General features: G+C 73.3%; 17 protein-coding genes and 7 pseudogenes. 20 read left to right on the top strand and 4 right to left on the bottom strand.

Going from position 1 to position 24331, the window contains the following annotated elements; all coding sequences use genetic code 11:
• The coding region (locus UG55_RS26760; protein WP_131799235.1) for a helix-turn-helix domain-containing protein at positions 1-216 on the bottom strand (216 nt) is incomplete at its 3' end.
• Between the two features lie 83 nt (positions 217-299).
• Here UG55_RS26760 and UG55_RS00005 point away from each other — a divergent pair.
• The 4 genes and pseudogenes from UG55_RS00005 to UG55_RS00020 all read left to right on the top strand — a co-directional run bounded on the left by UG55_RS00005 (position 300) and on the right by UG55_RS00020 (position 6993).
• Positions 300-1294, top strand: a pseudogene (locus UG55_RS00005) (AAA family ATPase).
• Between the two features lie 4 nt (positions 1295-1298).
• Positions 1299-2843: a DUF58 domain-containing protein gene (locus UG55_RS00010; RefSeq protein WP_066060863.1), complete on the top strand. Its 1545-nt coding sequence runs from the start codon at positions 1299-1301 to the stop codon at positions 2841-2843.
• 1379 nt (positions 2844-4222) lie between these two features.
• Positions 4223-5338 (top strand): transglutaminase-like domain-containing protein, encoded by a 1116-nt coding sequence (locus tag UG55_RS46445; RefSeq protein WP_396230766.1) that lies wholly within the window; start codon positions 4223-4225, stop codon positions 5336-5338.
• On the top strand, positions 5335-6993 hold the full coding sequence (locus UG55_RS00020; protein ID WP_066060869.1) for a serine/threonine-protein kinase: 1659 nt from the start codon (positions 5335-5337) through the stop codon (positions 6991-6993). The genes UG55_RS46445 and UG55_RS00020 overlap by 4 nt, the downstream gene beginning before the upstream one ends.
• A gap of 50 nt (positions 6994-7043) precedes the next feature.
• Here UG55_RS00020 and UG55_RS26765 read toward each other — a convergent pair whose 3' ends face one another.
• A complete protein-coding gene (locus UG55_RS26765) occupies positions 7044-7253 on the bottom strand; it encodes a DUF4236 domain-containing protein (RefSeq protein WP_083986227.1) in 210 nt (69 codons plus the stop codon).
• A 373-nt stretch (positions 7254-7626) separates the two neighbouring features.
• Here UG55_RS26765 and UG55_RS00030 point away from each other — a divergent pair, with 373 nt between their 5' ends.
• From UG55_RS00030 to UG55_RS00055, 8 genes and pseudogenes are all read left to right on the top strand, one after another.
• Entirely contained in the window at positions 7627-8895 is a 1269-nt protein-coding gene (locus UG55_RS00030) for a hypothetical protein (RefSeq protein ID WP_066060873.1), read from the top strand.
• A 2-nt stretch (positions 8896-8897) separates the two neighbouring features.
• On the top strand, positions 8898-11513 hold the full coding sequence (gene hypF / locus UG55_RS00035) for a carbamoyltransferase HypF (RefSeq protein WP_396230767.1): 2616 nt from the start codon (positions 8898-8900) through the stop codon (positions 11511-11513).
• Positions 11497-12621 carry a hydrogenase formation protein HypD gene (gene hypD, locus UG55_RS00040; RefSeq protein ID WP_066060879.1) on the top strand — a complete coding sequence of 375 codons (1125 nt, stop codon included), beginning with the start codon at positions 11497-11499 and terminating at the stop codon, positions 12619-12621. The genes hypF and hypD overlap by 17 nt, the downstream gene beginning before the upstream one ends.
• Positions 12614-12791 (top strand): annotated as a pseudogene (locus tag UG55_RS30600) (hydrogenase expression/formation protein HypE); the annotation flags it as partial. The gene hypD and the pseudogene UG55_RS30600, both read left to right, overlap by 8 nt.
• Before the next feature lies 1 nt (position 12792).
• Positions 12793-12872: pseudogene (locus UG55_RS30605) on the top strand (hypothetical protein); the annotation flags it as partial.
• Position 12873: 1 nt separating this feature from the next.
• Positions 12874-13738 (top strand): annotated as a pseudogene (gene hypE, locus UG55_RS00045) (hydrogenase expression/formation protein HypE); the annotation flags it as partial.
• Between the two features lie 783 nt (positions 13739-14521).
• Entirely contained in the window at positions 14522-15238 is a 717-nt protein-coding gene (locus tag UG55_RS46450; RefSeq protein ID WP_396230768.1) for a toll/interleukin-1 receptor domain-containing protein, read from the top strand.
• 79 nt (positions 15239-15317) lie between these two features.
• Positions 15318-16205 (top strand): hypothetical protein, encoded by an 888-nt coding sequence (locus UG55_RS00055; protein WP_304440369.1) that lies wholly within the window; start codon positions 15318-15320, stop codon positions 16203-16205.
• Between the two features lie 15 nt (positions 16206-16220).
• Here the strand turns inward: UG55_RS00055 and UG55_RS00060 are convergent, their stop codons facing one another.
• Positions 16221-17348, bottom strand: coding sequence for a ketoacyl-ACP synthase III family protein (locus UG55_RS00060; RefSeq protein ID WP_066060893.1), 1128 nt, complete (start codon positions 17346-17348; stop codon positions 16221-16223).
• A 282-nt stretch (positions 17349-17630) separates the two neighbouring features.
• On the opposite strand from UG55_RS00060, the pseudogene UG55_RS00065 reads away from it, so the two are divergent.
• Positions 17631-17951, top strand: a pseudogene (locus UG55_RS00065) (pyridoxamine 5'-phosphate oxidase family protein); the annotation flags it as partial.
• Between the two features lie 110 nt (positions 17952-18061).
• Here UG55_RS00065 and UG55_RS00070 read toward each other — a convergent pair.
• Positions 18062-19603: an MFS transporter gene (locus UG55_RS00070; protein ID WP_083986228.1), complete on the bottom strand. Its 1542-nt coding sequence runs from the start codon at positions 19601-19603 to the stop codon at positions 18062-18064.
• 171 nt (positions 19604-19774) lie between these two features.
• Here UG55_RS00070 and UG55_RS26770 point away from each other — a divergent pair, with 171 nt between their 5' ends.
• The 7 genes and pseudogenes from UG55_RS26770 to UG55_RS00095 form a co-directional block, all read left to right on the top strand.
• Complete coding sequence (locus UG55_RS26770; protein WP_242423500.1) at positions 19775-19912, top strand: GNAT family N-acetyltransferase; 138 nt, start codon at positions 19775-19777, stop codon at positions 19910-19912.
• Between the two features lie 213 nt (positions 19913-20125).
• The gene (locus UG55_RS00075; RefSeq protein ID WP_066060896.1) at positions 20126-20707 is read left to right on the top strand and encodes a dihydrofolate reductase family protein; all 582 of its coding nucleotides are present in this window, start codon (positions 20126-20128) and stop codon (positions 20705-20707) included.
• A 442-nt stretch (positions 20708-21149) separates the two neighbouring features.
• Positions 21150-21854 carry a hypothetical protein gene (locus UG55_RS00080; RefSeq protein ID WP_066060899.1) on the top strand — a complete coding sequence of 235 codons (705 nt, stop codon included), beginning with the start codon at positions 21150-21152 and terminating at the stop codon, positions 21852-21854.
• 831 nt (positions 21855-22685) lie between these two features.
• The coding region (locus UG55_RS30610; RefSeq protein ID WP_242423501.1) for a zinc ribbon domain-containing protein at positions 22686-22888 on the top strand (203 nt) is incomplete at its 3' end.
• 1 nt (position 22889) lies between these two features.
• Positions 22890-23081 (top strand): annotated as a pseudogene (locus UG55_RS30615) (OB-fold domain-containing protein); the annotation flags it as partial.
• 21 nt (positions 23082-23102) lie between these two features.
• A partial coding sequence (locus UG55_RS30620) for a beta-ketoacyl synthase N-terminal-like domain-containing protein (protein WP_304440370.1) occupies positions 23103-23500 on the top strand: 398 nt, incomplete at its 3' end.
• Between the two features lies 1 nt (position 23501).
• Positions 23502-24305: pseudogene (locus tag UG55_RS00095) on the top strand (thiolase C-terminal domain-containing protein); the annotation flags it as partial.
• Positions 24306-24331: the final 26 nt, after the last annotated feature.

The raw sequence follows: 24331 nt of genomic DNA on the forward strand, positions 1-24331 counted from the left end.
CTTTTTCGGCCTACCGGGAATCGGTTTGGCATGCAAGGCCTCGATACCGCCAGCACGATACTGCTGCGCCCAGGAGAACACGGCCGCCCGGCTGAAGCCCAACGAATCGGCCAGTTCATCGGCGTTCGCCCCGTCATCGACGATCTGGCGGGCCACGCGAATCCTGATAGATTCAAGCGTGGCATGGTCTATTTTCCGGCCGTCCGTTTCCCGCATGCAATGATTAAATCACAATAGTTCTATCCGTGTCCAGTTACTTTCGTTCTATTTAGTACCACCGTAATCGCTGAACAGCCGGAATGAGCGCCAGGAGGAACGTGTCGGACAGCCGTGACGAGGGTGCGGGGCGGGATTTCGCCGCGGCCTTCCAGAGTGTGGTCGACAATGTCGAGCTGGTGGTCCGGGGCAAGACCGAGGTGGTGCGGCAGGCACTGACCTGCCTGCTGGCCGGCGGCCACCTGCTGGTCGAGGACGTTCCCGGTCTCGGCAAGACCTCGCTGGCCCGGTGTCTGGCGGCCTCGGTCGACGCGACCTGCCACCGCATCCAGTTCACCCCGGACCTGCTGCCCTCCGATGTCACCGGCGTCACCGTCTACCACCAGGGCAGCGGCGAGTTCCGGTTCCACCAGGGGCCGGTGTTCGCCCACGTCGTGGTCGCCGACGAGGTCAACCGGGCGTCACCGAAGACGCAGTCGGCGCTGCTGGAGGTGATGGGGGAGGGCCAGGTCACCGTCGACGGCGCGGCGCATCCGGTGCCCCGGCCGTTCTTCGTCGTCGCGACGCAGAACCCGGTCGACATGGACGGCACCTACCCGCTGCCGGAGGCACAGCTCGACCGGTTCCTGATGCGGCTGCGGGTCGGCTATCCGGATCGGGCCGCCGAGGTGGCGATCCTGCGCGACCGGCGCGGCGGCCTGCGGGTCGAGGACCTCCGGCCGGTGCTCACACCGACGAGGTGCTTGCGATGACGGCCCTGACGGCCAACATCCACGTCGCGGACACCGTCCACGGCTATGTCGTCGATCTCGTCGCGGCGACCCGGGAGCTGCCGGGCCTGCGGCTCGGAGCGAGCCCACGGGGCAGCATCGCGTTGCTGCGCGCGGCCCAGGTGCGGGCGGCGGCGGCCGACCGGCGGTTCGTCACCCCGGAGGACGTCAAGGCGCTCGCCGTGCCCACGCTCGCGCACCGGCTGCTGCTGGCGCCGGACGCCGAGCTGCGCGGCTACACGGCCGAGCGCGCCGTCGCCGAGATCCTGGAGACCGTTCCGGTGCCCCGCACGCTGGCCGAGGTCTGACTCCATGGCGGCGTCGAGCCGCCCGGCGGGGGCGGGGCCGTCCCGGCGGGCGTTCGGGATGATCACGGGGACCGGGTGGGGCGTCGCGGTGGGCGCGGTCGGCTGCGGCGTGGCGGCCGTCCTGCTGCGAGCCCCGGAACTGGGGGTGCTGGCGGTCGGCTGCCTCGCCGCGCTCGTCGGCGGTGCGGGGCTGGTGGCACGCCGGGCGCATTTCGAGATCGACATCGAGGTCGTCCCGGCCCGCGTCGCCCGCGGCGAGCCGGCGGTCGCCAGTGTGACGATCAGCAACCCGGGGCACCGGGCCAGCTGGTCCGCCCGGCTGGTGATTCCGTACGGTGACCAGCGCTCGCAGGTCGTGGTGCGCCCCCTCCCGGCGGGCAGCCGCCGCACGGTCGGCATCCCGCTGCCGACAGACCGCCGCGGCCTGTTGCGGGTCGGGCCGGTGGGCGTTCTCACCACTGACCCGTTCGGCCTGTTCTCCCGGTACGAGGCGCTCGACGGGCGCGCGCAGCTACCCGTCCACCCGGCGGCGGTAGCGCTGGCACCGCTGCCCTCGGCGCGTGCGAGCAGCCCGGACGGCCTGCCGGTGGACAGCCGGGTCGAGGGCGGGGTGACCTTCCACGCGCTGCGCGAGTACGCACCCGGTGACGACCTTCGGCACGTGCACTGGCGCAGCAGCGCCCGGGCCGGAACGCTGCTCGTACGCCGGCACGTCGACCCGAGCGAACCTGTCACGACCATTGTGCTCGACAACCGGCGGCGGGCGTACCTGGACGGCCGCGCGGACGACGCCGAGGGCAACGGGGCCGAGGGCAACGGGGCCGAGGGCAACGACGCCGAGGGCAACGACGCCGAGGGCAACGACGCCGAGGGCAACGACGCCCGCGTCTTCGACGTGGCCGTCGACGTCGCGGCGTCCGTCGTCCTGGCCTCCACCCGGAGCAGGTTCCCGGTGCGCCTGCACACCACCGGCGGCCTGCGGCTGGACTGCCGGGACCGGCGTGACGGCGACACGGCCGTCCTCGACGCGCTGGCGGGCACCGGATGGGCCGACGCAGCCGACACCGACGCCGCAGCCAACACCGCCGCCGCCGACGGTGCCGCTGTCGGCGGTGGTCCGGGGTCCGGGGGGGGACCGGCCGGTGGGGTTCGGGCCGCGGGCGATCCGCTGGCCGAGGCGGCGCGGGTCCGCGGCCGCCGGGGCGTCGGTTCGCTGGTGGTCGTCACCGGTCCCCGCGACGTCGGGCAACTGGCCTCGGCGGCGACTCTGGTCAGCCAGTTCGAGCAGGTCGTGGTCCTGCGGGTCACTGGCCTGGCGGGCCCGCCGCCGGGGGAGCGGGCGGCCGAGGCGTCCGCGTCCGAGGCGTCTGCGGGGAACCGGCCCGGGGCGTATCCCCTGGCCGCCGGTGGGCGACTTCGCCTCCTGGAGATCGCGGACACCGCACATCTCGCGTCCGTGTGGGCACGAGGAACCGGAGCCGCGGGACGGACGAGATCGGCTCGGGTGTCGCCCGCGCTGTCGCCGGCCGGGACGGGACGGCCGTCGTGAAGCACGGGCGCGCGACCGGTCCGAGCCGCCCGGACGAGCCGGACAACGCCGGCGGTCCGGTCGGCGCGGTACGGCTCGCCAGCCTCGCCGCGGTGTCGATCACGGCGGGCCTCGCCGGCTGCGCGTTCCACCGCGGATTCGCCGCGTCGGGCCTTCTCCCCGCGATCGCCGTGGCCGCCGTACTGCCGGTGATCGTCTCCGCCGCGCTGACCCGGCCCGTTCGCCGGCCCGACTCGCCGCCGCGGCTGCCGCCGCTGCCGCTGTCAGTGTGCCTGTCCCTCCTGGTCTGGCTCGCCGTCGTCTGGGTCACGCTGTTCCGGAACGGCTCGCCGTATGCCCCCGGCACGCTGCCGGCGGTGTGGGACGGCGTGGTCAACGGGGGAACGCGGCTGCTCGACACGACCCTGCCCGTCCAGGGATCACCCGACCTGCTGGTCGTGCCGCAGGCACTCACCTGGCTCGCCGCACTCGCCGGAGCGGAGATCGCGGCGCGGACGCGGGCGCTGCTCGTCCCGGCCCTGCCGGCGGTCGCCGTGTTCGCCGCGGGGGTGCTGCTCACCGTGCCGGGTGTCGGGTCGAACCTCGGCGTCGCGGCCGGCCTGGTCGTCGCCGTGATGCTGCTGGTGGGGTGCCGCCGGGCGGAGCTGACCGGGAGCGAGCTCGCCGTCGGCGGCCGTGGCGGCCGCGACCGCGGCGCCGGGCAGGCGTGGCCGGCGGCCGCGCTGGGGAGGGTGGTGCCCGCCGCCCTGATGCTGACGGTGACGGTCGGCGCGGCGACGCTGGCCGGGCCACTGCTCGCCGCTGCCGGCCCGGGCGNCGAACCGTATGACGTCCGCAGGCTGCGGCAGGTGCGGCTGGATCAGCGGACGGCGCAGAACCCGCTCGATTTCGTCTCGGCCTGGCTGGGCCGTCCCGACGAGGTGTTGTTCCGGGTCAGCCCGCCGCCGTCCGGAAACCTCCGGCTGGCGGTGCTGGACCGTTTCGACGGCCAGCAGTGGACGTCCTCGGCGCGGTATCTGCCGGCGGGCGGCCGGGTGCCGCCCGCGACGGGCACGGCCTCGGCGAAGCCCGCCGGCAACGCTCCCGCGGAGAGCTCGCACTTCCAGATCGTCGCGTTGGACGGGCCGTTCCTGCCCCATCGCGACCGGCCGGTCGCCCTGAGCGGAGCCGAGCTGGCCGTCGACCTCCGGGACGGGACGCTGACAGCGAGGGAAGGTGGGCCGGCCCTGGCGGACCGCGGCTACACCGTCGAGTCGGTCGCCCCGCGCGAACCCACCCCCGCCGAGCTGGCGTCGGCCCGGGTGCCGGCCGGCACGGACGGCGACGGAACACCGGGCCTGCCCCCGGGCGTGCCGGAGGTGGTCGCCGCGGCCGCCCGGGTGGCCACCGACGGGGCGCTCACCCCGTTCCAACAGGCCCACCAGCTCGAACAGTATCTGCGCGGCCTCACCTACGACCCGTCCGCCCCGGCCGGGCACACCTACGGACACCTCGCGTACTTCCTGGGCACCAGCCGCACCGGAACCTCCGAGCAGTTCGCCGCGTCCTACGCGGTGCTCGCCCGGCTGGTCGGGCTGCCCAACCGGGTGGTGATCGGGTTCAGTCCGAAGCCGGTCGCGGCCGGCGACGATGCCCGGCCCGGTGACGCGCCGAATGGCGCGGCCCACGCCGGAGAGGTCAGGACCGGCGATGTCCTGGTCTGGCCGGAGATCCACTTCGAAGGGTTGGGATGGGTGCCGTTCTACCCGACTCCGGCGGCGGCGAAGGACGACAGCGGCCAGGTGGCGACCTCGGCCCAGGGCGAGCCGTCGGAGCGGGCCCAGCGGGTGGCCGAGGCCGCCGCGGTGCCGGCCCCGACGCCCACGGCGGCCCCGGCACCGCCGGCAGCGCCGGCCGGGGGCAGCGGCACCCTCCTCCTCGCCGCTCTGGGTGCGGCCGCATTGTGCGCGGTGGGCACGAGCGGCTACCTCGTCACCGCGTGGGCAGTGCCGAGGCTGCGGCGAAGACGACGGCGGTCGCGGGTGTCGGACGCCCGGGAGCGGGTGGTCGGCGCCTGGCTGGACACGCTGGACGCACTCGACGTCGCGGGGATTCCCGTGCCGGCTTCGGCCACGTCCGCCGAGATCGTCACGGCGGTCGCCGCGGGTTCCCCGGTCGCCGCGGACCCTGCCTCTTCCGCCGCGGACCCCGTCTCTTCCGCCGCGGACCCCGCGCCCGCCGGAAGCCCCGCGGCCGGCGGAAGCTCGCTGACCGGTCTCGCCGCGCTGGCCACGGTGGCCCTGTTCGCCGGGGGTGAAGTGTCCGCGGCCGACGCTGACACCGCCTGGCGGCAGGCCGACCAGGTACGGGCGCGGCTGCGCCGGACGACGCCGCGGGTCCGGCGGATCCGCCGCTCGCTCGCCCCCGACCGGCTGCGTCCGCGCCGCCGGCCGACGGCGGCCGAGCCGCGCCGGCCGAGGAAGGCGGTGCGGATGAGCCGGGGGACCGGCCGGTGACCCCGATCGGGGAGGAGGGCTCGACCGACCCGGTTGCGGCCCAGGACCCGTGGGAGCCGCGGGAGCCGCGGGTGACGGACAGCGGCCTGTCGGCCACGACCGACGGGCATGATCCGCTGATCCCGGGCTATCGGTCGTTCTCGCCGATCGGGCAGGGCGGGTTCAGCATCGTCTACTCTGCCTACCAGGACCGCTTCGACCGCACCGTGGCAGTCAAGGTGATCAGTTCGGATCTGCGGGACGCGGCGGCGGCGCGGCGTTTCACCCGCGAGTGCCGGGTCGTCGGCAAGCTCACCGGGCACCCGAACATCATCACGGTGTTCGAGGCCGGTTCCACGGCGGACCGTCGCCCGTTCATCGCGATGCAGCACCTGCCGGGAGGGTCCGTCGCGGACACACTGCGACGGACCGGGCCGCTCGGCGTCGCCGACACCCTGCGCATCGCGGCGGCCATCGCGGACGCCCTGCACGCCGCGCACGAGAAGAAGATCCTGCACCGCGACGTGAAGCCCGGCAACATCCTGATGTCCGACCGCGGCGAACCGGTGCTGAGCGATTTCGGGATCGCCAGCCGGGGCTTCGGCGCCGACATGTCCGCGAGCGGGTACGCGTTCACGCCCTCGTTCGCGGCGCCGGAGGTCCTGCGGGGCGACGACCCCAGCGTCGCGTCCGATCTGTACGGCCTGGGCGCGACGATGTACGCGATGCTGGCCGGCACACCGCCGTTCGGCCTCCTTCCCGGCGACAACCTGGCCACGATGATGCTGCGGGTGCTGAGCGAGGAACTCGCCCCGATCCGCCGCCCGGACGTCCACGCCGATGTCGACGGCCTGGTCCGCGGGCTGCTCGCACGCGATCCCGCGGCCCGGCCGCGCGACGCCGCCGCGGTCGCGCAGGACCTGCGGCGGCTGCACGCCCTGGACGGAGTGACCCGGCGCCCCAGCCCGCTGCCTCCGACCGGCCCGCCGCCCGCCGCGCCGGCGCGAGACCCCGGCCCAGGCCCGGTGCCGGTGCCGGTGCCGCTGCCGGTTGAGGGCGCACTCGTCCCGCCGGCGGACTCGCCGCCCGTCCCCGGCCTGGAGGACCTCCGCGGCCCGGGCACACCGTCGGTGGCCGGGCATCGTCCGCTGGTACCGCCGGCGGACGAGGTATCCGGGCGCCGGGAGGCGGCGCGCGGCGGTGGGAAGGACCGGGCGGCGCCGACCTGGCTCAGGCGGATCAGGGCGGGAGTGCTGGTGCCCGTCGGCCTGGCGCTGGCCGTCCTGACCGCCGTCGGGTTGTGGGCCGCGGACGAGGACGCCCCGCCGGGGTCGGGATCGGGAACGTCGACGATCTCCACTCCGCCGACTCCCGCGACACCGGTCGGGCCTTCCGGCCTGAGTGTCACGGACAGAACCACCGTCGTCCGCCTGACCTGGACGAACGGGTCCGTCACCCGGAACCTGCTGCTTCGGGTGTTCGGCCCCGCGGGGGCCGGCGGTCACCTCCTGCCCGACGGTGCGACCCGCCACGACCTGGAGGTTGATCCCCAGGAGCCGTACTGCTTCACCGTCGGGGTGGTGCTGGGGGCGGGGGCGACAGCGGTCGAGGGCGCCTGGTCGGACTTCGTCTGCATCCGAGGGGCGACTCCTCCTCCTTCCACCCCCTCTTCCTAGGGCTGAAGGCCGCTGCTCGAGCCGGAAGGAACCAGGTGGCCGACGGCCTGCTACTGGGTGTTGGTGGACTTGTGGCGCGCCGACGGCCGCCACGACCAGTGGCCCGGCAGGTCGACCGAGGACACGCCTGAGCGCTGCCGGCGGGACCACAGGCGCCAGGTGAGCGGCCCCGCCTTCATGCTGACGGACGACAGCCCGCGGCTGCCCATGTTGAACCGCAGCGGCCCGGCCTTGGAGCGTTTCGTGTAGCGCAGTCCCATCTGCCACCTCCGAATGCGTGGAACGCGCGGGATTCGCGCGTTGCGACCGTCTGGGTACTTTGTGCGCGTTGCCGGGGCTTCCAAACCGGCCGCGGCGCGCCGACGAGCCGGGCGCGCGGCGGCGAGGGCGTGGGGCGTGGGGGTGGCGCGTAGGTGGCAGTGTCTGCCTACTGCCGATCGGCGGTGGGGCCTGCGGCACATAGCGTTTTCCCTGCCGAAGGCGTCGACGGCGGGCCCGCCGCACGCCGCGCGTGACGTTGCGGACCGACCTGGGAGTCCCGGCGGCACCAACCAGGCGTCCCACATGCACCCCCGCACGCGCTCCCGCCGGTGACCCGGACGGGCCACACGACTGACACGACGGGTGACACACATGGCCACCACAGACAGCCCTGCCCCCACCGAGCCCGGCGTGGCCGGGCCGTGTGCGCGTCCGCAGCCCGTCGGAGTTTTCCCGCTGCCCGCGGGCTTCCTGCTCATCCCGGGCGGGGAGGCGACGGCCGTGACCCGCCGGGTCCTCGCCGCCGGCATGCTCCCGGCGACCTGGCCGCCGGAGCTCGCGGCATTCGAACTCGCCTACCAGGGCAAGGTGGCGGAGGCCGCGGAACGTCTCGTCGGCGACGACCCGGTCACCCGGTACAACCGTTTCGTCCTGCGCCCGCCGGGCGAGCCGGTCGAGGATCCCGCCGCCCTGCGCGCGGCCCTGGGCGGCGAGCTGGGTGTGCTGGTGGACATCGTCCGCTTCGCGGTCGGTGAGCTGGACGAGCCGCCGGCCTTCGGGGGTGAGACCGGGGAGATCGCGGCCCTGGTGTGCTCGGCGCACGCCGCGCACGCGATGGCGGCGGGCTGGCTCGGTGACGCGGCCCGCCTGCTGGTCGCCGGGGCCACCGCGGCGGCCCAGCCCGCCCCCGGACTGGCCGCCCAGCTGAGGTCGACCGCCGCGGGGCTGCGCCGGGACGCCGAGGGCCCCACCCCCGAGGTCGTCGCCGACCTGAGCGCCGCGCTCGCCGCCCTGGAGCACACCGACCTGGCCGCCGGGCGCGCCGAGCTGCATCTGACGCTCGGCTCCGTCCACCACGAGCTGGCCGGGGGTGAGCTGGCCGGCCTGCGTACCGCGGCGGAGCACTACCTGGCCGCGCTGCGGCTGATCACCATCGACACCGCCCCGGAGCTGTTCGCCTCGGCGCAGGTCAGCCTGGCCGCGGCCTACCTGGCGATGCCGATGAACTCCGCCTCCGACCAGCTGCGGATCGGGGTGGCCATGCAGGGACTGCGCACCGCGCTGAGCGTCTACACCCGCGAGACCCATCCCGAGCAGTGGGCGGCCACCCAGCTCAACCTGGCGAACGCGCTGGTCAACGCCCCGACCTCGCACCGGCGGGACAACCTCGTGGAGGCGGTCGGGCGCTACCAGGAGGTCATCGCGACCAGGGAGGGTCTCGACGACCCTCTCGCCTACGCCCGCACGTTGGCCAGCCAGGGCAACGCGCTCGCCCACCTGGGTGCCTTCCCGCAGGCCACCACGGTGCTGCACGAGGCCCGCTCGATCTTCGAACAGTCCGGCGACGACGACTCGGCGTCCGCCGTGCGCGGTCTGCTGGACGAGATCGCCCGCCACCGCGCGCTGAGCCGCTCGACGTGACGGTGCAGGCTGGCGGCCCGGCCGCGGTCCGGCGGCGGGTGACGGTCGAAGGGGTCGTGCAGGGCGTCGGTTTCCGGCCGCACGTCTACCGGCTCGCCGCCGGGCTGGGCCTGGCCGGTTTCGTCCGCAACGACGCGGGGTCGGTCGTCGCCGAGGTGGAGGGCGCACCGGCCGCGGTCACCGAGTTCCTGCGGCGGCTGGCCTGCCCGGCACCGCCGTCGGCGCGGGTGGAGCGGATCACCACGGTCGAGATCACTCCGGACGGCCAGGGGCATCCCGCGACCGCGCTCCCCGCGACCGCGACCGCGACCGCGCTCCCCGCGACCGCGACCGCGACCGCGACCACGACCGCGACCACGACCGAGCCCATGCCCGCCGCAGCCGCGACCGCTGCCGGATTCCGCATCGTGACCAGCGCGCCGACCCCCGGCCCGCGGATCACGGTGCCGCCCGATGTGGCCGTCTGCGGTGACTGCCTGCGGGAGCTGGCGGACCCCGCGGACCGGCGGTACCGCCATCCCTTCATCACCTGCACCAGCTGCGGCCCGCGTTTCACGATCATCGAGAGCCTGCCCTACGACCGGGCGGCGACCTCGATGGCCGGCTTCGCGATGTGCCCGCGGTGCGCCGAGGAGTACGGGGACCCGGCGGACCGCCGCTTCCACGCCGAGCCCATCTGCTGCCCGGACTGCGGGCCGCGCCTGTGGTTCCACCCGGCGGAGCACCCCGACCAGCGGACCGACGGCACCGACGCCGCGCTCGCGGCGGCGCAGCGGGCGCTGGCCGCCGGCCAGGTCGTCGCCGTCAAGGGCATCGGTGGCTACCACCTGGCCTGCGACGCGGGCGACGGCGCCGCCGTCGCCCGGCTGCGGGCCCGCAAGGGACGTCCCGACAAGCCGTTCGCGGTCATGGTGCGGGATCTGGAAGCCGCCGCCGAGCTCGCCGACCTCGGCGCGGCCGAACGGGAGCTGCTCGCCTCGGCGGCGGCACCGATCGTCCTCGCCCGGCGGCGGCGCGGGGCGCCGCTGGCGGACCTGGTCGCACCCGGCACCCCGCTGGTCGGGCTGATGCTGGCGTACTCGCCGCTGCACCATCTGCTGCTCACGCCCGCGCCCGGCGGCGGCTCCCCGGAACCGGCCCCGGCGCCGGCCCCGGCCCGGGCGCTGGTGATGACCAGCGGCAACCGCTCCGGTGAGCCGATCTGCACCGCGGACGACGAGGCGCGCACCCGGCTGGGTGGCCTCGCCGACGCATTCCTGGCCCACGACCGCCCGATCGTGGCGCCGTGCGACGACTCGGTGGAGCGCTGGGACGGTGAGCGGGTCCTGCCGGTGCGCCGTTCCCGCGGGTACGCCCCGCAGGCGGTCGATCTCGGACGTCCCGGCCGGCCCGTGCTCGCGGTCGGCGGCGACGGCAAGTCGACCGTCTGCCTCACCACCGGGCGGCACGCGATCGTCTCGCAGTACCTGGGCGACATCACCGGGCTGGACGCGCTGCGGGGCTTCGAGGACTCCTGCACGCGGATGACCGGGCTGTACGAGGTCGAGCCGGTGGCGCTCGCCGCCGATCTGCACCCCGGCTATCTCACCCGCGCCTGGGCGAGAGGGCGGCCGGCGGGGAAACCGGGAACGCTGCACGAGGTCCAGCACCACCACGCACACGTCGCCGCGTTGCTCGCCGAGCACGGCCGCCTCGGCGAGCGGATCCTCGGGATGGCGTTCGACGGCACCGGCTTCGGGCCCGACGGCGGCATCTGGGGCTGCGAGGCGCTGCTGGTCGGCCCCGACGTCACCCGCGCCGAACGGTTCGCCCACCTGCGCCCGGTTCCGCTGCCGGGCGGCGACGCGGCCGCCCGGGAGGCGTACCGGTGCGCGCTCGCGCACCTCGCCGCCGCCGGGCTGCCCTGGGCCGACGACCTTCCGCCGGTGCGGGCCTGCTCGCCCACCGCGCTCGGCGTGCTGCGGACCATCATCGATCGAGGCGTCTCCTGCGTTCCGTGCGGCAGCCTGGGACGCCTGTTCGACGCGGTGGCCTCGCTGCTCGGGGTGCGCCAGACGAGCACGTTCGAGGCCCAGGCGGCCGTCGAGCTGGAGGCGCTCGCCGCGGAGGCCGGCATGGACGTCGCGGACGTCGCGGACGTCGCGGGGTTCGCGGACGTCGCGGGGTTCGCGGACGTCGCGGAGCCCGCCGGTCCGCCGCTCGCCTTCGGGTTCGACGGGGGAGTGCTCGACCCCTCGCCGGTGATCACCGGGCTTGTCGGCGGACTGCGCGCTGGCACCCCCACCCGCCTGCTGGCCCAGTCGTTCCATCTGGCTGTCGCCGAGGCGGTGGTGACCGTCGCGAGGGCGGCGCGCAGCCGGCACGGGGTCGGCGTCGTCGGGCTGACCGGGGGCGTGTTCGCCAACGTCACGCTGCTGCGCGCGTGCCGCGCGCGGCTGGGGGCGGCCGGGTTCGAGGTGCTCGTCCACCGCCTCGTCCCGCCGGGTGACGCCGGACTCTCGCTGGGCCAGGCCACCATCGCGGCCCTGAGCGGCCCTCCGGCCAGACAGCAGCGTCCGGCCCCGGAACAGGCGGGGACGACGGAGAGGAGACCCGGCGTCGATGAGGTACCTGCGTGAGTTCCGCGATCCGGTGCTGGCCGCCCGGCTGGTCGACACCATCGCGGCCACCGCGACCCGGCGCTGGACCATCATGGAGGTCTGCGGCGGGCAGACACACTCGATCATCCGCAACGGCCTCGACCAGCTGCTCGCCGGGCACGTCGAGTTCGTCCACGGCCCGGGCTGCCCGGTGTGCGTGACGCCGTTGGAGACCATCGACCGGGCGCTGGCCATCGCGGCCCGCCCCGAAGTGATCTTCTGTTCGTTCGGGGACATGCTGCGGGTCCCCGGCAGCAGCACTGACCTGTTCACCGTCCGTGCCCGCGGCGGGGACGTCCGGGTGGTCTACTCGCCACTGGACGCGGTCCGCATCGCCGAGGCGAACCCGCACCGCGAGGTGGTCTTCCTCGGGATCGGTTTCGAGACGACCGCCCCGGCCAACGCGATGGCCGTGGTGGCCGCCCGGGCCCGCGGGCTGCGCAACTTCTCGATGCTGGTCAGCCATGTGCTGGTCCCCCCGGCGATGGCCGCGGTGGTGTCGGCGCCGGAGAACCGGGTGAGTGCCTTCCTCGCCGCCGGGCACGTGTGCGCGGTGATGGGCACGGCGCAGTACGAGCCGCTGGTGGCGGCGCACCGGGTGCCCGTCGTCGTCACCGGGTTCGAGCCGCTGGACCTGCTCGACGGCGTCCGCACGGCCGTCGAGCAGCTGGAGGCGGGGCGGGCCGAGCTGGCCAACGCCTACTCCCGGGCCGTGTGCGCCGAGGGGAACGTGCTCGCCCAGCGCACCCTGGCCAGAACCTTCACCGTGTGCGACCGGGCGTGGCGCGGCATCGGTGTCATCCCGGGGTCGGGCTGGCGGCTCGCGGACGAGTACGCCGAGCTCGACGCCGAGATCCGGTTCGACGTCACGGGGCTCACCGCGGCCGAGTCACCCGAGTGCCGCAGCGGCGAGGTGCTCTGCGGCCTGATCAAACCTCCGCAGTGCCCGGCCTTCGGCGGCCGGTGCACCCCGCGGACACCACTGGGAGCGACGATGGTCTCCACCGAGGGCGCGTGCGCCGCCTACTTCCAGTTCCGCCGGCTCAGCCCGGCCGGCACCCCGCGGGGCGCGGGCGACCATGCCTGAGACGACCGGCGGCGGGGTCGTCGACCCGGCGGGCTGGGTCTGCCCACTCCCACTGCGGGACCACAGTGCGGTGATGCTGGGGCACGGGGGCGGCGGGGTGCTGTCGGGCGAGCTGGTGGAGCACCTGTTCCTGCCCGCCTTCGCGGCGACGCCGGCGGTGGACGAAGGGGNGGGCACACCGGCCTCGGCCCACCCGAGCCGGGCGCCGGCCCTGGCGGACTCGGCGGTCCTGGAGGTGGGCGGTCTCCGCCNGGCCTTCTCGACCGACTCTTATGTGGTCCGACCGTTGTTCTTTCCGGGCGGCAGCATCGGTGACCTCGCCGTCCACGGCACCGTGAACGATCTGGCCTGCAGCGGTGCCGCTCCCGTGGCCCTGTCGGCCGGCTTCATCCTGGAGGAGGGCCTGGATCTGGCCGTTCTCGGCCGGGTCGCCCAGGCGATGGGCCAGGCGGCGGCCGGGGTCGGCGTCCGGCTGGTGACCGGCGACACCAAGGTCGTCGAACGGGGCCTGGCGGACGGTCTCTACGTGAACACCAGTGGCATCGGGGTGATCCCTCCGGGTGTCGACATCCGGCCGGAACGGGCCCGGCCCGGCGATCGTGTGCTGGTGTCGGGCCCGATCGGGGAGCACGGCGTGGCCGTGCTGAGCGTGCGCGAGAACCTGGAGTTCGGCGGGGACGTCCGCTCCGACACCACTGCCCTGCACGGCCTGGTCGCCGCGATGCTGGCGGTGGCCCCCGCGGGCGTGCACGCGCTGCGTGACCCCACCCGAGGCGGCCTCGCGACCACCCTGTGCGAGATCGCCGCCGCGTCCGGCACCGGTGTCGAGTTCACCGAGAGCGCGGTGCCGCTCTCACCGGTGGTGGAGGCGGCCTGCGCCTTCCTCGGCCTCGACCCGCTGCACGTCGCGAACGAGGGCCGGATGGTCGCCTTCGTCGCACCCGCCGACGCCGATGCGGTGCTGGCGGCGATGCGGGCCCACCCGGCGGGGCGGGCGGCGGCGATCATCGGCACCGTCACCGCCGACCACCCGGGGCTGGTCGTCGGCCGGACCGCCTTCGGGACGACGCGCATCGTCGACCGGCCCCTGGGCGAACAGCTCCCGCGCATCTGCTGACGCCTGGTCGCGGCGGGTCCGCGCCCGCGGTAATCGGGTGCGAGCCGGCGGTACCCGACGGCGGCGGCCGGACAGTTCGATGTGCGATCTGCTGCGAAGCAGAAAATGTGGTCTGCTGTGGAGCAAAGAACCGCTCGGTCGCGCCCGGGGGACCGTTCGAAACGCCAAAGCCGCGGCGCGCCCGTTCGGAAAGCCCGACACTCCGCCGAACGTCCGCCTTGGTTGCGGTGTGAGCCGGATCAGGACGCCAGCTGACGGCTTTCCGATGATTTTTCGTGACCTGATGCCGGGAAAGAAGTACGGTACAGAGTCGTGGAGAGCGCCTCGCGTGAGCAATGGCAGCGGCCCCTCGTGGTACACGTCGTCTGGCACACGTCGCGGGACGGGGCCGCGCCCGTGGACCGGCTGGCGCGGCGGGTGTTCACCTACCTGTGCGCCGACCCCCTGAACCCACTTCAGCGCGGTCTGGGAATACCGGTCCGGCTGTGGACCAGACATCCTGTGGGTGGTCAGCTCACCGCGGATCCCCNCGCCGAGGTCGACCTCTCCGGCGCGGCCCGGAACCTCGTCATCGTTCTTATCGACGACGCCCTGGTGGCGGCCGACTGGGGCTCCTATCTCGACAGCCTGAAATCCAGGATATTCGCGGATCCGGGCTCCTGGATCATCCCGGTCGCGACGACCAGGAACCACCTGAACCTCAGGCTGATCGCGGACCTCAGCGTGCTGGAGCTACAGGGTGCCGACCTCGAGTTCTGGGACCAGGTTCTCGTGAACAGGGTGATGCACCGGGCCTACCGCCTCCTGCTGGATTCCGCGCCACCTCTGCAGGTGTTCGTGAGCCACGCCGTCCGCGATGGTCTGGAAATATCGCACCGCTTCTGTGAGTACCTCAACCGCCGCACCGACCTCACCTATTTCATCAGCCAGCGGGACATCGCGAGCGGGGACCAGTTCGCCGAGGTGATAGAAAAGGCGGTCGGTGAGTGCGCGCTCCTCGCCGTCCTGACCGACGCCTACAGTGCGCGGCCCTGGTGTCAGCGGGAGGTGTTGGCCGCAAAGGACAACATGTTACCCGTGGTCGTCCTCGACGCGCTTTCCGATGGCACCGCGCGGCTTTTCCCGTACCTGGGAAACGCCCCGGTCGTACGGTGGCGGGAGGACTCGCCGGAGACGATGGAGAAGATCGTCGGCAAACTTCTCGACACCGCGCTGCGCCGCACCTATTTTCCGATCCGGGCCGCGCAGGTGTGTGGAGCGCATCGCCTTCCCGTTCCGGACGGCCTCGTCTGGCAGCCGCCGGAGTTGGCGACGGCCCTCGAACACAGCCGCCGCGTCACGACCCGGGATGACACCGCGGCCGAGACCGACGAGAACCGTGCGACCCTGCTGTACCCGGACCCGCCGCTGGGCACCGACGAGACCAGGCTGCTCCGGCGACTCGTCCCGGACTGTGAGCCGGTCACCCTGACCGCCCTGCTGGCGTCGGCGGGGCTGTGACGAAACCGATGGCGCGTGATCAGCGCCGCAACCGCCGGGGTGGAACGACCCGGTCGAAGAACCGAAAACGGGGGAGTGAATGGTTGTGGGGAGAGACCTGAGAGACCTGAGAGTGGCGATTTCGATCTCCGACAGCCCCGACCTGGCCGAGCGCGGGCTGGGAGACGTTCATCTCCAGCACGCGTTCATCGAGCTCGCCCGGCACATTCTTGCCGCCGGCGGATCGCTGGCCTACGGCGGGGACCTGCGGGTCGGCGGCTACACCCGGGCGCTTTTCGATCTGCTGGAGACCTATGAGAATCCCGGCCGCCCGGCCGCCGAGCGGGTGACGAACTACCTCGCCTGGCATCTGTTCCGGGGGTTCGGAATGTCGGAGCGGGCCGAGCTCGCCGGGCTCGCCACCGTGGTCGGCGTGTCGCCACCCGAGCCCGTGGCCCCGGACGACCCGGAGCTGACCGGGGCGACGACGGTCAGAGCCCGCTGGAAGCGCGCCGCCTGCCTGACCGCGATGCGCAGGCGCATGGCCAAGGACACCCACGCGCGGGTCGTCCTGGGCGGTACGCCGGTCATCAGGAACGGCCTGTATCCGGGCCTTTACGAGGAGGCGCTGTTCTCGCTGGACGCCCAGACGCCGCTGTTCATCGTCGGCGGGTACGGCGGCGCGGCCGGTCGGCTGGCCCAGGCGGTACGCGGGGAGGTGCCGGCCGAGCTTTCCCTCGCCGGCCAGCTCGCGCTTCGCCCGGGCTACGAGGACCTGGTGGATGAGGCCGCGCGGATGGGAACACCGGTCGACTACGACTCGATCGCGGGTCGGCTGGCCGGCGGCGGGACACCGGGCCTGCGTAACGGGCTGAGCGAGGAGGAGAACGAGGCCCTGTTCGAGGCCTGGGACGCGGACGAGATCGTCGCGCTGGTGCTCAGAGGGCTGACGGCGCTGTCCCGAGGCGGAACCGAGCCTCGGCAGTAGTCCCTCGCGGGCGGGTCAGCCAGCCGGGGCCGTCAGCGCCGCGCAGGACCAGGTGAAGCCGGCGCCGGTGCTCAGGACCAGCGCGGTCTCGCCGGGTGCGAGGATCTTGTTGTCCAGCAGGTCCGAGATGCCGGTGGTGAGGTCGCCCGCGCCCAGATGACCGGTGGATCGGCCGAAGTCCAGCGGTTCCGCGCCGGTGACCTCGCCGACGAGCGGGACGAGGACGGATTCCAGCGGGCCGCGGTGGACGCGGGGCAGCACCACGTACCGGGGGCGCCTGCCGTCGCGGGTCAGCCCGGCCTCGTCCACTGCCAGCCGCAGCAGGGTCTCCACCCGCTCGCGTTCGGCCGCCCGGTAGCCGGAGCTGCCGTGGCGGCGCAGGTAGGCACGCTTGGTTCGGCGGACGTCCACGGCCGCCGCCGTCGCCCGGGCGGCGGGGGAGAAGTCGTCGTCGCCGCGGTGCATCCCTTCCAGGTTCGGCGCTGACACGGAGCTCACGGCAACCAGCCGCAGTGCCCCCGCGCGTTCGTTCGCGCCCGCCGTACGTTCGTCCGCGCCCGCGCCCACCACCGGGCCGGCCGCGGGTGCATCCAGGCCGGCCTCGCCGGCACCGGCGCCACCGGCGCCACCGGCGCCACCGGCGGTGTCGCGGCTCACCAGGACGGCGCTCGCCCCGTCGCCGTAGGCGACGCCGAGGTCGCTGTTCCAGCGGTCGAAGCCGGGCGGGCAGAACCGGTCCGCCGTGGTGACGAGCACCCGGGCGATGGACGGATCACCGAGCAGGTGGGCCGCCGCGATCTGCAGGCCGGCCGCGCCGCCGTTGCACATCTGCTGAATGCCGATCGGCTGCGCGGCGTGTGCGCCGAGCTGGTCGGCGATGTAGTGGGCGGGGGACCAGAAGTCGTGGCCCTGGTAGTAGCTCCAGGCGTGCAGGAGGAGGTCGAGCTCCGCGGCGGGCCAACCGGCCTGCTCCAGCGCGGCGTCCGCGGCGAGTACCGCCATCTCCGGCGCGGACGGGCCGTCCGACACCGCCAGCGCCGTGTAACCGGTGTCCTCGGCCGTGGCGCCGATTTCCGCTGGTACCTGCCTGCGTGGGGGAAGCCAGGCGGCGGCGGCGTTGACGACGAGAGTGTCAGTCCTCACGCGGACGGGGCCCCCCACGGGTCGACTGGCACGGAGACGGGAACTCAGGATTCGACGCCTTACGACAAAGAATATGACGGATCTGTGTCAGCTGGATCCAGCTTCCGGCGTAAGTGGCCCTTCGGCCCCCCGCGCGGACGTCGCCGTACCCGGCAGGGGAAGCCGCCATCGCCGTCAGACGGCGGGGCGGCGTGGGGCGTCACCGGTGGGCGCCGCGCGTCGGACGATGAATTTCGGTGCCGCGTGCTGTCTGTAGCTGCATGGACGCAGCGAACCTCGCCGACCGGAGAAGGTACCCGCAAGGCCAGGAACATCGGCCGTGATCCGCGCTGTGCGCTCAGCCTGGCCACCCACGAGTTCGATCTGGTGATCGAGGGTGACGCGAGCCAGGTCACCGACCCGCCGACCGTGGCGGCGATGGCCGCCCGCTGGAATGCGGAGGGCTGGCCGGCCCGGGTGGACGAATCCGGGCGGGCACTGACCGCGGAGTTCAGCGCACCGTCGGCGGGCCCGCCGCCCTGGTCCGTCTACCGGCTCAGCCCGCGGACCGCCACCGCGGTGCTGACCGTCGAGCCTGGAGTCGCCACACGCTGGCGCTTCTGACCGGGGCGCACCGGCTGGCGCCCGAGGTCCGGCCCGCCCGGCGTCGCACGGCTACCGGCCGCCCGGCCGCCCGGCCGCCCGGCTGCTGGCCAGCGCCGCCGGGCTGCTGGCTACCGGCGGTGTTCCGGGCGCTGTCCCGGCCGCTCCGCCTCCTCGACGGGCGCGGGGACATCGGACACCGGGATCCCGGGCGAGTCCGCGAGTGCCAGCGGCGAGCTGAGGGACGGAGCCGGCACCGCTCCGGAGCCGGTCTTCGCCGCGGTGGCGTGGGCGCGGCTGTCCCGTGGGCTGAGCAGCACCGCGGCGGCGGCCAGCAGGGCGAACGCGGCGGCGATCAGGTAGCTGGCGGTGAACGGGCCCGGTTCCAGCGCGTCCGCGACCAGGGCGGCGAGCAGGCTGGTGCCGACGACGCCGCCGATCTGGCCCGCGGTCTGCTGCAGTGAGGTGACGAGCCCGAAGCTGCCGTCCGAGACGGCGTTGCTGGCGATCACGATCAGCGGCGGCTGGGCGTGCCCGAAGGCCAGGCCGCTGCCGATCAGTCCCACGATCACCAGCCACAGGACGTCCGCCTGGGTGCCGTAGGCCAGCACGAGCAGCGAGGCGGCGTAGGCGCAGCCCGCGAGTGAGGCCAGCAGGCGGGGCCCGAGCCGCGTCCCGAGCCAGCTCGCGGACGGCGCGGCCAGCGCGATCGACAGTGTGCGGCACATCGTCACCACCGAGGTGAGCGACACCGAGAGACCGAAGACGCCCTGCAGGAGCAGCGGGGTCACCAGGAAGTTCCCCATGTGCGCGCCGGCGATCAGGAACGACGTGAGACCGGCCGCCCGGACACCCCGCTTCGCCAGCAGCTCCAGGGGGAGGACCGGCTCGGTGCTGCGCCGCTCGACCACCACGAGCAGCCAGAACAGGCCGGGCACCGCGGCCAGGAGCACGATGATGATCGGTTCGGGTCCCCAGGCCGCCGCCCGGTTCACGCCGAAGGTGAGGGCGAACACGGCCACGGCGAGGACCGCGGCGCCGGCCCGGTCCAGGCTGGCCCGGCGGGCGCTGTGATCCGCCGGCAACACGCGGATGGCGGCGATCAGCGGCACCATCGCGATGCCGGCCTGCAGGAAGAACACCGCCCGCCAGCCGATGGCATCAATGATCACTCCGCCGATGGCGAGGCCGGTGACGGACGCCCCGGAGAGCACCCCGGAGGCCCAGGCGGAGGGACGCACCCGCTCATGGGGCGGGAAGACGTTGAACAGCATCGCGAACGACGCCGGAATCGTCGCGGAACCGGCGAGCTGGGCGATGATGCGGAAGGCGATGAGGGACGTCGCGTCCCACGCCAGCCCGGTGGCGGCCGAGAAGACGACCGCGAGGGTCGTGCCGGCGAGGAAGGTCCGGCGATGGCCGCGGATGTCACCGATCCGGCCGAGGATCGGCATGGCCACCGCCAGCGCGAACAGCGAGCCGGTCACCGCCCAGGAGATCACCCCGACGCTGGAGTCCAGGTCCTTGGCGACCGGGCGCAGCGAGACGGTGAGCAGGGTCGCGGTGAAGGTGGTCGCGAACATCGCGGTGAGGCAGGTCAGCAGTACCCGCCGCCGCGCCGCCGGATCATCCCACAGCTGATCGTTCCCGACCTGGCCGGACGCGGTCGGCATCAGTTCTCACTCCCCCCGCGCGGGCGTGGGCGGCACCGGCCTTCCGATCCTGTGTCCTGGTTGGGCCCGAAGGCAAGCCTTGTGTTATGTGATCCGTCCGTGGGACGGGATCCGCGTCCGACGCCGTGGCGGGGTTGTGCCCGGGGGCTGTGCGGGGGCCGCCCGCCCGCCGTGCGCGGCACCGGTGCGTCCGACCTGCTGCTCGGCGCCGCCACGAGCTGGTCGCTGGCGGAGGGCGCGATCGGCGTGCGGCTGTGGGTGGTGCCGACCAATCAGGCCGCGGTGGGCGTGTACCGGCGCCACGGCTGACGAGTCCGGGTGCGGCCGCGTCCCCGCGCCGACCTGCGCGTTGGAGTTCAGCTACCCACTCCGGACCCGGTACGTCGACGTCCGGCGGCGTTCCTGCGCGAACATCCCGGCCACGTGCTGGACGGCTGGCCGCTGCCGACCGATTGATTTCTTACAAGAGCGACCGCTCACGACCCGCTAATTTGAGGGCACCCCGAACGAGAGGAGAGCCCCGTGGGCAGGGTGGTCATGTACAGCTCGGTGTCGGTCGACGGCTTCATCGCGGACGAGAATGACCAGCCCGGACCGCTTTTCGACTGGTTGTCCAACGGTGACGTCCCGTTGGACGAGAGCGGCGCGGTGAAGGTGTCGCAGACGTCCTACGACTACACCCGGCCGTACTGGGACCAGATCGGGGTGACGCTCGTCGGCCGCCACGTCTTCGACATGACGGACGGCTGGGACGGGAAGCCTCCGAGCGGGATCGACCACGTGGTCGTCGTGACGCACCGGCCGCAGCCCGAGGGCTGGGACCCCGAGGCGCCGTTCCACTTCGTCGCCGGCGTCGAGGCAGCCGTGGCCAAGGCGCAGGAGCTTGCGGGTGACCGCATCGTCGAGGTCGCCGCCGGCGACGTCGGTGGCCAGGTGCTTTCCGCGAGCCTGGTCGACGAGGTGCGCATGGACGTCGTACCCGTCGTTTTCGGGTCCGGCAAGCGCTATTTCGGGTCGGTCCACGCGCAGCACCTGCTGGAGGATCCCGACGTGCTGATCCAGGGCAACCGGGTGCTGCACCTGCGCTTCCGGGTGCGCCGCTGACAGATCTGAGCGGGTACGGCAGAAGNCCACTGCCGACCGTGACACAAGATCGGATCTCCGGTGCGTTTGCGTGCAGGAAGACGTCTTCCGGGCGGTTGCGGTACCAGCGTGGCCAGTGTGTCGACCCGGTCAGCGGGATTGTCCTGGCCCGCGCGTGGCCAGCCCGTCCGCCGGCCGAGAGTGTGCCAGGGCGGTCGCCGGGGGTGCGGGGGGTTCGACCGGAGACGGGCACGCCGGGGGGCATTCGCGACCAGGAAGTGTGAGCACCTCGCACCGCGGGTAGTGACCTTCGTTTTGTTTTTTCAGGTGTGCTGATGGCGCGAGTGTCCGTGTGACCTCTTCCGGTCGCCATGAAAAAGGCCTTTTGTTTTAGCCTGTAGATCGCGGGTACTCGGCAACCCGTGTCGGTTACCTCCCTGCAGGTACGAAAGGTCGGTGTGCTGTGTCCTTGCTTGCCTGGGCCATCCTGGTGGTCCTGATCCTTGGGGCGGTGTTCGGCGGCGTCATTCTCGCCGACCGTTCCAGGTCAGCTCGCCTCAGGAACAGATTCGGCCCTGAATACGAACGGACGCTGCGGGAGTCGGGTGACCGGAAGAGCACCGAACGCCAGCTCGCGGGAGTTGCCCGCCGCCGCGACAGTCTCGAGATCCGCCCGCTGGACCCGTCGCGGCGCGAGGCCCTGCAGGCCGAGTGGGCCACGCTGCAGGCCCTGTTCGTGGACGAGCCGGTGACCGCGACCACCCGCGCCGACGAGCTGGTCACCGTCTCCCTGCGCGAGCGCGGCTATCCGACCGATGACCGCGGCGAGACCGCGAGCCTGCTCGCCGCCGACAACCCGGCCCTTGCGGCCGGTTACCGCGGCGCGGGTCCCGTCGCGGCGGCCGGCGTAAGCGGAACGGACCCCGCCACGGACCAGGCAACGGTCACAGCGGATACGGACACGGACAGGCTGCGGGAGCGCTTCCTGGCATTGCGGGCCGTCTTCGAGGAGCTCACTTCCGCGGCGGAGACGTCCGACTCCGACAGCGTGACGCGGCAGCCGACCGACTCCTCCCCGGCGGCGACCGACAGTGCCGCCACCGCGGCAACCACCGACGAGTCAACCGCCCGCGAGGCCGCGATCATCGGTCGCCGGCAACGCCGCTGAAGGGAGAACTGATGAACCTTGAGGATCGCTCCACCGAAACCGGCAACGTGCCGGATGAGATCGTGGCTCCCGGTCACCCGGCGGCGCGGGAGACGGACGCGGACCCGGCGGCAGCCAGCCGGGCGGGGCTGGCTGGCGGGACGCCCCCTGCCGAGACGGCGCCCGAGGCGACCCCCGATGCCGGAGCAGCACCGGGAGCAGAGTGGCCGGGTGCCCAGGCTGATTCCTCCGATCCCGACCTGACGGCTTCCGACCCGGGCCCGACGGCCTCCGACACCGACACCGACACCGACACCGACACCGACACCGACTCGGGTCCGACGGCATCCGAGCCGGATCCGTCGGCTTCCGCCCGGCTGCGGGAGCGGTGGCAGGAGGCGCTGCTCTCCTTCGTCGATGACCCCCGGGGTGCGGTCAGGCAGGCCGACCGGGTCCTCGACGACGCGGTCACTCAGCTCACCGAGGCGGTGCGCCGCGAGCAGGAGCGGCTGCGCGCGGCGTGGCGTGAGGACGGTGCGCCGTCGACGGACACCCTGCGCGATGCGTTGCGCGGCTNCCGGGACTTCCTGGAACGGCTGGCCACCACGCCCCGCTGAGAAGCGGCACGGGAACTCCCGCCTCCCGCCTCCCGCTTCGTGGCCGCTGGTCGGCTGCCATCGCGATACCCGCGGTTCCCGGTTCGGGTGGCAGTCGATGAAGGTGTACCTGTCGGTCGGCTTCTGAGCCCGTCGAAGATGAGCCGTCGAACGTGGTGAGCCGCGCCCGCTCCAGGCCGCTCGCGGTTGACCGGGGCCGGCGGCCCACCAGATGCTGGTCCAGTGCGGAGGACATATGAGTGAGCGGATATCCCTCGTCGACTATCTGGTGTTGGCGGGCGGCCCGCGTCTGGTGGCACAGGAATGCGTCGCCTGCGGCGCCCGCTACTTCGACCGGCGCAACGCCTGCGCGGCCTGCGAGGCGGCGGAGTTCCGGACGGTCGACGTGCCGGACGAGGGTGAGCTCCGGGCTTTCACGATCGTCTCGTTCGCCGCGCCNGGGATTCCGGTGCCCTTTGTCGCCGGGGTGGTCGACTGCGGCGGCACGAGCGTCCGCGGCAACATCGTGAACGTCCCGCCGGACCCGGAGCATGTCCGGCTGGGTATGAAGGTGCGGCTGACCACCGTGCCGATCGGTACCGACGCGGCGGGTGTCGAAGCCGTCGGGTACGCGTTCGAGCCGGCCGCCTGAGGGCGGAGAACAGGAGACCCGATGGCGGAGAACGTATGGATCCTCGGCATCCACATGACGAAGTTCGGCAAATACCCGGCACTCGACACCGTCGACCTGGGTGCCGAGGCGATCCGTGGCGCCCTTGCCGACGCCGGCCTGCGGATGCGGGACGTGGGCGTGCTCGCCGCGGGCAATCTGATGGGCGCCGCGGGCTCCTTCGGCCAGCGGCTGCAGAAGCAGGTGGGGCAGACCGGGATCCCCGTGTTCAACGTCGCCAACGCGTGCGCCACGGGCGCCACCGCACTGCGGGTCGCCGTGATGGCGATCCGAGCCGGTGAGGCGGAGGTGGGCCTGGCCGTGGGTGCGGAGAAGCTCTCGGGCGCGGGGCTGCTCGCCGGGGGTGCCCGCGCGGCGGAGGGTGACACCTGGTCGCGCGANGGACGCTTCGGTGCGGTCGCGGCGCTGGACGGCCGGGTCGGCACCGAGACGATGCCCGGGGTGTTCGCGCAGATCGGCATGGAGTACGGGCACAAGTACGGCGGCACCAGCTTCGAGTTGTTCGCGCGGATCTCGGAGAAGAACCACGCGCACTCCACCCTCAACCCGTTGGCCGCCTACCAGAAGCGGTTCACCCTCGACGAGATCATGAATGACGTCATGATCGCCTACCCGAACACCCGTCCGATGTGCTCGGCCAACTGCGACGGTGCCGCCGCCGCCGTGCTCGTCGGCGAGTCGAAACTGCGGACCCTGTCGCTGGAGCAGCAGCGCCGGGCTGTGAAGATCAGCGCATCGGTGCTGACCAGCGACCCCTGGCAGGAGGCCTGCCAGGTGCTGCCCGACGTCAACACACTCACCCGGGCCGCCGCCGCGCAGGCGTACGAGCAGGCGGGTGTCGGCCCGGAGGACCTGGACCTCGTCGAACTGCACGACTGCTTCGCCACCGCGGAGCTGGTGCACTACGACAACCTCGGCCTGTGTGAGGTCGGCGGTGCAGTGGACTTCTTCAACTCGGGCGCGACCTGGCGGGACGGAACGACCCCGGTCAACGTGTCGGGTGGCCTTGAGTCCAAGGGCCACCCGATCGCGGCGACCGGAATCGCCAACGTCTGGGAGATCGCCACTCACCTGCGCGGTGAGGCCGGTGACCGCCAGATCGACAACGCGCGGGTCGGCCTCGCCCACGTCATCGGCCTTGGCAACGCCTGCGGCGTGCACATTCTCGAGAGGTCCGCGAGTTAGAAGACGGCGGTCTCAAACGGTCAGTG

Origin of the sequence: Frankia sp. EI5c (assembly GCF_001636565.1) — a bacterium.
Classification (GTDB): Bacteria; Actinomycetota; Actinomycetes; order Frankiales; family Frankiaceae; genus Parafrankia.